Origin of the sequence: Pseudoalteromonas sp. T1lg65 (assembly GCF_051930985.1) — a bacterium.
GTDB lineage: Bacteria > Pseudomonadota > Gammaproteobacteria > Enterobacterales > Alteromonadaceae > Pseudoalteromonas.
Genome location: NZ_CP196837.1, coordinates 25,170 through 32,500, shown reverse-complemented (window position 1 = coordinate 32,500; position 7,331 = coordinate 25,170). Strand labels below are relative to the sequence as shown.

Annotated in this window: 9 protein-coding genes (1 of these 9 only partly in view); 2 read left to right on the top strand and 7 right to left on the bottom strand. The window is 43.6% G+C overall.

What is annotated here, in order from left to right:
- Positions 1–82, bottom strand: the beginning of a protein-coding gene (aroE, locus tag ACSLBF_RS00145; RefSeq protein WP_440054635.1) for a shikimate dehydrogenase. It extends 728 nt beyond the left edge of the window; only the first 82 of its 810 coding nucleotides appear in the window; the start codon lies at positions 80–82; its stop codon lies off the left edge, out of view.
- A gap of 32 nt (positions 83–114) precedes the next feature.
- On the opposite strand from aroE, the gene ACSLBF_RS00140 reads away from it, so the two are divergent.
- Both ACSLBF_RS00140 and ACSLBF_RS00135 read left to right on the top strand, forming a co-directional pair.
- A complete protein-coding gene (locus ACSLBF_RS00140) occupies positions 115–564 on the top strand; it encodes a group II truncated hemoglobin (RefSeq protein ID WP_440054634.1) in 450 nt (149 codons plus the stop codon).
- A gap of 111 nt (positions 565–675) precedes the next feature.
- Entirely contained in the window at positions 676–2,277 is a 1,602-nt protein-coding gene (locus ACSLBF_RS00135; RefSeq protein ID WP_440054633.1) for a methyl-accepting chemotaxis protein, read from the top strand.
- 51 nt (positions 2,278–2,328) lie between these two features.
- Here ACSLBF_RS00135 and hemF read toward each other — a convergent pair whose 3' ends face one another.
- The 6 genes from hemF to ACSLBF_RS00105 all read right to left on the bottom strand — a co-directional run bounded on the left by hemF (position 2,329) and on the right by ACSLBF_RS00105 (position 7,245).
- A complete protein-coding gene (gene hemF / locus ACSLBF_RS00130) occupies positions 2,329–3,252 on the bottom strand; it encodes an oxygen-dependent coproporphyrinogen oxidase (protein ID WP_440054632.1) in 924 nt (307 codons plus the stop codon).
- Between the two features lie 2 nt (positions 3,253–3,254).
- On the bottom strand, positions 3,255–3,830 hold the full coding sequence (locus ACSLBF_RS00125) for an L-threonylcarbamoyladenylate synthase (protein WP_440054631.1): 576 nt from the start codon (positions 3,828–3,830) through the stop codon (positions 3,255–3,257).
- Positions 3,823–4,392 (bottom strand): topoisomerase DNA-binding C4 zinc finger domain-containing protein, encoded by a 570-nt coding sequence (locus ACSLBF_RS00120; protein WP_440054630.1) that lies wholly within the window; start codon positions 4,390–4,392, stop codon positions 3,823–3,825. The genes ACSLBF_RS00125 and ACSLBF_RS00120 overlap by 8 nt, the downstream gene beginning before the upstream one ends.
- Before the next feature lie 109 nt (positions 4,393–4,501).
- A complete protein-coding gene (locus ACSLBF_RS00115) occupies positions 4,502–4,975 on the bottom strand; it encodes a DUF494 family protein (RefSeq protein ID WP_440054629.1) in 474 nt (157 codons plus the stop codon).
- A gap of 2 nt (positions 4,976–4,977) precedes the next feature.
- The gene (gene dprA / locus ACSLBF_RS00110; RefSeq protein WP_440054628.1) at positions 4,978–6,066 is read right to left on the bottom strand and encodes a DNA-processing protein DprA; all 1,089 of its coding nucleotides are present in this window, start codon (positions 6,064–6,066) and stop codon (positions 4,978–4,980) included.
- Between the two features lie 54 nt (positions 6,067–6,120).
- Positions 6,121–7,245, bottom strand: a complete 1,125-nt coding sequence (locus ACSLBF_RS00105; RefSeq protein WP_440054627.1) for a LysM peptidoglycan-binding domain-containing protein — start codon at positions 7,243–7,245, stop codon at positions 6,121–6,123.
- Positions 7,246–7,331: the final 86 nt, after the last annotated feature.

Below are 7,331 nucleotides of genomic sequence, written 5' to 3'. Positions count from 1 at the left end.
CACATTGATTTGCAAATTGCGCATGGATCACTGGCGATTTAGAATGCTTTATCGGATTGCCGAATACCGCATATTTGTCCATAGATTTAGAGCACCTTATTATAAAGAGTCATTATGAAGCAGTTAATTAAACGCATCTTCACTAAAGATGCAACCTCATCGACCTCCAATAGTGTCCCAACCCCAGAAAAAACACCTTATGAAATTATGGGAGGGGAACAAGGCGCTCGAAATCTGGCTAACCGCTTTTATGATCTGATGGAAACGGAGCCCTATGCTAAACCTTTATATGACATGCACCCACAACCCATGGACAGAATTCGACAAGTGTTCTTTGAGTTTCTTTCTGGCTGGTTGGGGGGACCGGATCTATTTTCTGAAAAATATGGTCACCCCAGACTAAGAATGCGCCATATGCCGTTTCCTATTGATCAGGACTTACGCGACCAATGGATGTATTGTATGAACAAAGCACTAGATCTTGAAGTAGATAATCCTTTATTAAGAGAAGGGTTAAGGCAATCTCTTTCACAGCTCGCCACTCACATGATAAATCAAGAGTAACTTTTCAATATCTGATTGATGCTTGCTCGGAAGTGTTTTGCGCTATGTCAAAACCTCAGCAAGCATTTGTGGTCATAATAGCTGCTTCAAAATCAATCAGGTGCGTTCGCTGTGAAATCTATACAACATAAAATTTATTTACTGTTAGCAATTACTGGCATATTGGTTTTGGTTGCCAGTATTTTCAGCAGTAGTAGTCAACAAAAAACCCTCGCAGAAAAAACGGTCGAAAATAACATCCGACTTTTAGCCGACAACTATTTTGATTCAATCAATACCATGATGCTCACGGGTACCATGGCGAACAGAGAAATATTAAGCGACAAAATTAGAAATCATCCAAACATTGAGGATGCACACATTATTCGCGCAGATAAAGTGAACCGCATCTATGGAGCGGGTAACAACAATCAGTCTGCACAAAATCGCTCGGAAGAAGCGGCTCTAAAAGGCAAGGAACAATTAATCGTCGAACAACGCGATGGTGACCGCATCATGACTTACCTTAAGCCCATGATAGCCAAAGAAAATTATAAGGGCACTAACTGCTTAGGCTGCCATCAGGCGCAAGAAGGGGATGTCCTTGGCGTCGTGAGAATTAGTTACTCACTGAAGGAAATTGATGAAACCGTTCATACCAATACATGGTTAAATTCAGCATTACTAACCACCATCTTCTTAGTCACCTTTGTTGCTCTGGGTGCGGTATTCAAAAAGCTATTTATTGCAAGATTGCGTAATTTAGGCCGTACTATGCGCCTAGCAACGACCAATAAAGATCTCACACTGAGAATCGACGATACCGTGGATGATGAACTTGGACGTTTGGCAGTCAACTTCAATAAGATGATGGATAGCTTTAAAGAAAATATCTCGCAGCTTTCCCACTCATCGAAAGTCCTTATACATTCTGCAGAGTCTATCTACGCTTCAGCGGAAACAACAGAAAGGGCTATCCAAGAGCAAAAACAAGGCACCGATTCAGTGGCCGCAGCAATCAATGAGTTGGAAAGCTCGTCTAGTGAAGTGAAAAACACCACTCATTTTGCTTCGGAAAAGTCTGACAGCAGCAACCTGCTTGCAGAGGAGAGTATGGCCGTGGCAAATCGTACAGAACAAAGCATCAATCAACTGGCCAGCGATGTCAGAGATGCAGCCAACCAAGTATCGCAACTACAAACACAGACCTTAGAAGTGGGAAAAGTCTTAGAAGTTATCAGCAGTATCGCTGAGCAAACTAACTTGCTGGCACTTAACGCTGCCATCGAAGCCGCTCGTGCTGGCGAGGCAGGCCGAGGCTTTGCAGTAGTGGCCGATGAAGTGCGAACGCTTGCCACTAGAACGCACGACTCGACCGATGAAATAAAACGGACCATTGATAAATTACAATCTGAAGCGCAACAAACTGTAGCAGCAATGAGTGCTTCATGTGAGGAGGCTGATGATAGAGCTGCACAAGTTAAACAAGTGGCACAGGCACTTAAAGACATATCGACACAAATGCATGAAATTAATGCACTGAATGTACAAATAGCAGACGCCACTGAGCAACAGAACCTCGCCGCAGAAGAAATAAATCAAAGTGTGGTTGCGATTAGAGATAATGCGGAGCAATCTCTTGTCGATGCCCATGGCTCAAAACAGATAAGTGAAGAACTACTTAACCTTGCAAGAGATTTAGACGAGCAAGTGCGTGGATTTAAACTGAACTAGGAGATTCAGAGTGTAAAAGGTACTCAGGTTCCTTTTACACTCAAATCAAAATTACAATGACGCTATTTGCAACCAATTTCTTGGCCGTAGGAAGTGCTCATAGAGTTGTGCCTCTGCCGAATTAGGTTCTGGGTGAAAATCGTATTCCCAGCGAGCTAATGGAGGCATCGACATCAAAATTGACTCGGTACGGCCACCTGTTTGCAAACCAAACAATGTACCTCGGTCCCAGACTAGGTTAAATTCAACATAGCGACCACGACGATACAGCTGAAATTGCCTTTGCTCATCAGTAAATGGAGTCTCTTTGCGTTTTTCAATGATCGGCAAATACGCGTCCAAAAACCCTTCACCAACAGCTTGCATAAAGGCAAAGCTTTTCTCAAAGCCCCACTCGTTAAGATCATCAAAAAACAGCCCACCCACGCCACGAGTCTCATTACGGTGTTTTAGATAGAAGTAATCATCACACCACTTTTTATAGTCTTCATAGACCGACTCGCCAAACGGCTGACACAAATCTCTCGCCACCGAGTGCCAGTGTTTTACATCATCAAGCTGAGGGTAAAACGGTGTGAGATCAAAGCCGCCACCAAACCACCAAATAGGCGCTTCCCCTTCTTTTTCAGCAATAAAAAAACGTACATTGGCGTGACTGGTCGGAATATGGGGATTTTTTGGATGAATGACCAAAGATACACCACAAGCATGGAAGCTACGCCCAGCAAGTTCAGGACGGTGTGCCGTCGCGGAAGCCGGCATAGATGCCCCGTATACATGAGAGTAGTTTACGCCACCTTGTTCAATAACCGCGCCATCACGGATCACGCGAGTTCGACCACCACCGCCTTCTTCACGCTGCCAAGCATCTTCAACAAAAGTTGCTTTGCCATCTGCGGCTTCTAACCCTTGGCAAATCGTATCTTGTAAACTCAGTAAAAACGTTTTTACGGTGTCTAAATTCACTTGGCTCATAGTTATCCTCTAATAACCTTTCCTGTCGTGGCATCTTTAATGATGCTAGGTTGAGTATTGCCACCAAGCTCACCACCGACGTAGAAAGCCACCTTGTCGGCAAAAAGTCGTTTTGCTTCCTCAATAGACATCGCTGGTGATTGCCCGGCAAAGTTTGCACTGGTTGAAACAATCGGTTTACCAAATTCTCTGCACAGTTGCTTTACAATGGGGTGAGCGGTGATACGAATCGCTAAGGTGCTATGCTGACCAGTTAGCCATTTCGGTGTGCTTGCTTTGGCGGGCAGCACCCAAGTAACCGGGCCAGGCCAAGAAGAAAAGATATCTGCTCGCTTGTCCATTGGGATCTTAGCATCATCAATATACCGCAAACACTGCGCATAATTATCGGCAATTAGAATCAGCCCCTTATCGACCGGGCGTTGTTTTAATGCCAAAAGTGTATCGACAGCTTTTTGATTATCAGGGTCACACCCCAAACCAAAAATAGCTTCGGTTGGGTAACAAATAACCTCACCACCAGCTAATGCTTCGACGGCAGTATAGGCAAGGCTCTGTGAGTTTGATTCTTTATTCATCAATTTCAACTATGGATTGACATGCTTTTTGCGGGCATTGTAGCACAACTTTACCTGCGCGAGTTTTCTCAACCATTAGCTCCCAGCCACACACTTTACAGCTATGCGAAACAGGCTTCGCATTGACGCTGTATTTACAACTGGGGTATTGATCGCATGAGAAAAATGCTTTACCAAATTTGTTCTTACGCTGGACCAGAGTCCCCTTTTTACACTTAGGGCAAGCTGGAAGGTCGGGTTTTTGCTCGGGCTCATCATGAGCGATGTAATGACATTCGGGATAACCGGTACAACCAATAAACATACCGTATCGGCCATTTTTGATCACCAGTGCTTTGCCACAATCTGGGCAAGCTGCATCATCTAACACCTTTATTATATGACTATCATGATGGGCTATCGGACGTATATAAGTGCAATTAGGGTAACTGGCACATCCTAAGAAGGGACCTGACTTACTGTTTTTGATAACTAGCTCAGAACCACATTCAGGACATATTTCGTATTCTTTTTCTAACGCATGTTTATCTGCGTTAAATAAACCATGATCTATTTTACTCATAACCTCACCCCAGCAACTTTGTGCCCAATATAATAGTCTTTATAGCAGGGTCAGGCTACCTTAGTGTGCTTTACCTCGCTGGCTTTGTACACCGGCGAGGTTAATGAAATTAGTGTAAAACAGAAGCTGGCTCAGTGAAAATGAGATCTTCCATTTGAGCATAGGCATGCTCTTTGCCGGGGACATTAAACAACACCATTAAAATCACCCACTTTAAATCATCTAGGCTAATGAACTTTTTATCTAATGCAAATAAGCGATCAATCACCATTTCACGAGTGGTACTATCTATGACACCGATTTGCTCGACAAACATCAAAAAGCCACGACATTCAACGTCTAAAACATGGCACTCTGATTCGGTGTAAATTCTTGTCGCACTTTCTGGTTTACTATTAAGGTAAGGGTATTTGTCAGAGCTTTGAAGGTCTGCAAGTTGCTCAAGCCAATCAAGCGCTTTGTAAATCTCATCTTGATTAAAACCCGCACGGAGGAGTTCGTCTGTTAACTCGTTCTGCTCACCATAAACTTCGGCTTCGCTGTGGATGTAGTTTTCAAATAGGTACATTAAGATGTCAAACATAATCAACCCCTCGCTAATTTTATGTAGCCGTCCAAGACGCGTTCTACTTTATCTTCGAGTTCTAGGTCCAATAGACGTGCTAGCACTTTTTCTACTGGCCACTGGGTCCTCTGCGTTAAGGTATCCACATTTGTTACCTCAAAGCCTAGGCTTGCTAATACTGGGCATTCCTCCTCTACTTTTATATCGGCAGCTTCTATATTATATAGACTGTTTTCACAGAAAAAGCTCACCTCCTCTAATATATCGCTAACATGCTCGACTAGTTTAGCTCCCTGCTTAATCAGGTGGTGTGGCCCTTGTGCCATAGGGTTTCGAATTGAGCCAGGCACAGCAAACACTTCACGATTTTGCTCTAATGCATACCGAGCGGTGATCAACGAGCCGCTTTTGATTTCTGCTTCAATGATCAGCACACCCAAAGATAGTCCAGATATGATCCTATTCCGTCTCGGAAAATGCTGACTTTGTGGTGTGGTACCTGGAAAAAATTCACTAACAAGCAGTCCTTCGCTGGCGATTTTTTCATGCAACTCTGAATGTCTTTTTGGGTAAACAACGTCAACACCAGTTCCCAGTACAGCAATGGTACTAAAGCTTCTTGCCTGAAGAGCCCCTTGATGCGCAGCACAGTCAACCCCTCTTGCCATCCCAGAGGTGATCCCTAAATTGGATTCAACGAGTTGCTGTGCAAAATGAAATGCCAGTTCCTGTCCGGTTTTGGTTGCGTTGCGACTACCAACAATCGCCAGTTGAGGTGCAAAGAGTAAATCAACTTTTCCTCTGCAAAACAAAATAATTGGAGGATTGCAAATTTGCTTTAGCAGCTCGGGGTACTGACCATCAAAAATAGAAATGATAGCGATATTGTGACTAGCACAGTAGCAGATCACCCGCTCAATGTATCGCCAATCCACATTAAGCAATCGCGTCGCTACTTCTTGTTTTAGACCAAGCTGAACTAGTTGCGAGTGATTTAGCGAAAATAGCTCATCAATAGAGACTTTATGCAGTAACGCAGTTAGCGTTTTCGGGCCAATGCCTTGACATAAAGTTAAGGCTAGGCAGTATTCAAGCGTACATTTTGCCATACTCACTCCTTGAGAATTCGGTCTGTACGTAAATTTAGTTTCTAAATTAAGTGGTTACCAAAGCACTTGCACAGTATCACCAATCCTTGCAGGCTTTTCGGCTTTTATCACCATAGCATAGCTCAAATTTTGATAGACCTTAAACAACATGACTTCCCCAACTTTTTCACTTGGCATAGTCCATACAGTACTATTTTCTAGCTGACCGTCACCAAACCAGGAGTCAACGCTCGTCACCAGCTTATCAAGTCGAGTTGCATCTTCAATGTATCGAGGGCCTTTTTGCCCTTCAATAACCACAGGAGAGTGCTTATAGACATCTAATATATGGCCTTCGTGCAGCTTATCATTACTGCCAATATTCAAAACAACAATCGACATCGTACCGGCTTCACGCAATTTACTGCTGGTCGCAATAATACTTCCTGAAATACTATGCGCAGGTCGTTGCATCGTAAATTGTGCAGAAAAGCTTTGGCCTTCTGAAACGGGCAGCAGAATATCTCCCGCTTTTACCTCTTGTTTCACCATGTCGAGCCGTAATTTCGCTGGTATTCCCTGCGCATTATTGCCAACCTGAATAGCCCGTCCGGCTCCGACCAATATAGCTTGAACAGCCAATTTCTGATTTGTCTGTGGATCGATGTAGTCATCACCTCGGCGGTAGATGGCATATTGACCACCTCGAGCAAGCAGGCCTTTGATGTAAAGAATGTGTCCTTGAGTGATGATATTGACGTTGTGATTAGCCCCAAGCACCATTGGACTTGAGTCAAACACCGCATCGTCTAAGGCTTGTTCAAAGCGTAAGAAAGGCTCAAGTAATGGTAACGGCAACGTGGGTAAAGCTTTACTTTTATCTGTCGTGACACGAACCCGAGGAGAAAGTTTTTTTACACCTTTATCTAGACTAAGTATTGGCCGCCCTTGAGCATCCGTAGACAATGAAAGTACATCACCTGGATAAATCAGATCAGGATTTTGGATATTTTTATTCCATTTCCATAACTCGTGCCAACGCCAAGGCGACTGCAAATACATTTTAGAAATATCCCATAATGTATCGCCTTCTTTTACTTGATAGTGCTTGGGTGCGCTCGGTTTCAGCGATAGAGTCTGCGCTTGCACATTAAAAAAAGCACAGCTTGCGATCATTAATGCAGCAATTGGATATTTCATAGCAGCTCCATTGAGTTATTTTCCGATATTATCCATCAAAACCTGTTAAAGGGGAACTTGAATGGCTAAAATAAGAACATACATTC